This window comes from Nocardioides rubriscoriae (assembly GCF_008087085.1).
Lineage (GTDB): Bacteria > Actinomycetota > Actinomycetes > Propionibacteriales > Nocardioidaceae > Nocardioides > Nocardioides rubriscoriae.
On the sequence record NZ_VIYJ01000027.1, the window covers coordinates 1 to 1,446 of the forward strand.

Below are 1,446 nucleotides of genomic sequence, written 5' to 3' on the forward strand. Positions count from 1 at the left end.
GGCTCTTCACAATCCGGGGTGTAGTTGGGGTCCGAAGCCCCCGGATTCCAGGAGCGATCTGGCGATGTAGTTGGTGAGGTTGCGGAATCCGAGGGCTGAGCCACGGAGGTGTTCGAGCCGTCCGTTGATCGCCTCGGTCGGCCCGTTGGACGTGCCGGGTCGATCGAAGTAGGCCAGCACGTCGTCGGCTCGTTTCTTCAACGTCCGCCCGAGCGTGACGAGTTCGCCGAGCGCGTCAGGAACACCGTGGCTGAGCGAGTCGATCAGCTTGACCATGAGCTCACGACCAGCCTTGCGGTCGGAGTGACGGTAGGCGGCGATCATCCGCTGGTAGATCCCCCAGGTCGCCTCGACCGCGACGTGCTCGTCGGCGGCGAACAAGTCGCGCAGCCGTTGGGCCTGCTTGTCGGTGAGGAGATCGGCGCCGGTGTGCAGGGTCCGCCGCGCGGAGTAGAGCGGGTCGTCCTTGTAGCCGCGGTGGCCGTGGATGATCTGCTGGATCCGGCGCCGGCACTGGTCGAGAGCGTCGCCGGCCAAGCGGACCACGTGAAAGGGGTCCATGACCGCGACCGCGTCGGGGAGCTCCTCAGCCGCGGCGGTCTTGAACCCGGTGAACCCGTCCATCGCGACCACCTCGACGCCGTCACGCCAGGCCTGCGGGCGCTCGTTCAGCCAGGTCTTGAACGCCTGCTTCGAGCGGCCCTCGACCATGTCCAACAACCGCGCGGGCCCAGTCTCGTTACGGATCCCGGTCAGGTCGATGATCACCGTGACGTACTTGTCACCGCGCCTGGTGTGCCTCCAGACGTGTTCGTCGACGCCGATCGCGGTGACGCCGTCGAACCTGGCGGTGTCCTCGATGAGGGTGCGCTTGCCCTCGGCCAGGACGGCGTCGTTGGCGGTGTTCCACGCGACCCCGAGGCCCTCGGCGACCCGGGCGACGGTCAGGTGCTGACACACGATCGCCTCAAGGGCCCATCGCAGCCCGCGGCGCGAGAGCTTGGCACGCGGCTCGGCCGCTCGGGTGGTGTCTTGCCGCCACACGTGGCCGCAATCGGTGCACCGGTAGCGGCGGATCGAGACGACCAGCGTGGTGGGTCGCCACCCGAACGGTTCGTGGGCCAGGCGCCGGATCACGGTGTCACGGGCGTGACCCTCACAGCCGCACCGCCGGCACCACTGATCTGGCTCGACGACCCGGCACGCGAGCAGCGCTCTGTCCGGTTCGAGTCGTTGGCCGGTGACCTCGAGGCCGAGCTCGTCGAGGCGGCAGAAGATGGTCAGATCAGCGCAGGCAAAGCCGGCACCGACGGTAGCGTCGTCCATGTCGAGGTCTTCCCGATGGCTGTGTAGGAACTTCCATCCTCGGAAGACCTCGACCCATCTCCGGTCACCGACGCGCCGCGAACTCCTGACCGGCACCTACACCTTCAACTGTGAAGAGCC

General features: G+C 67.6%; 1 protein-coding gene. It reads right to left on the reverse strand.

All coding sequences use genetic code 11. The features are described from left to right. Positions 1 to 6: 6 nt before the first annotated feature. Positions 7 to 1,326, reverse strand: coding sequence for an ISL3 family transposase (locus FZC61_RS22805; protein WP_148616561.1), 1,320 nt, complete (start codon positions 1,324 to 1,326; stop codon positions 7 to 9). Positions 1,327 to 1,446 lie beyond the last annotated feature (120 nt).

Coding starts and splice junctions, on each gene's coding strand:
- FZC61_RS22805 (WP_148616561.1), bottom strand. CDS start 1,326: ATGGACGACGCTACCGTCGGTGCCGGCTTTGCCTGCGCTGATCTGACC.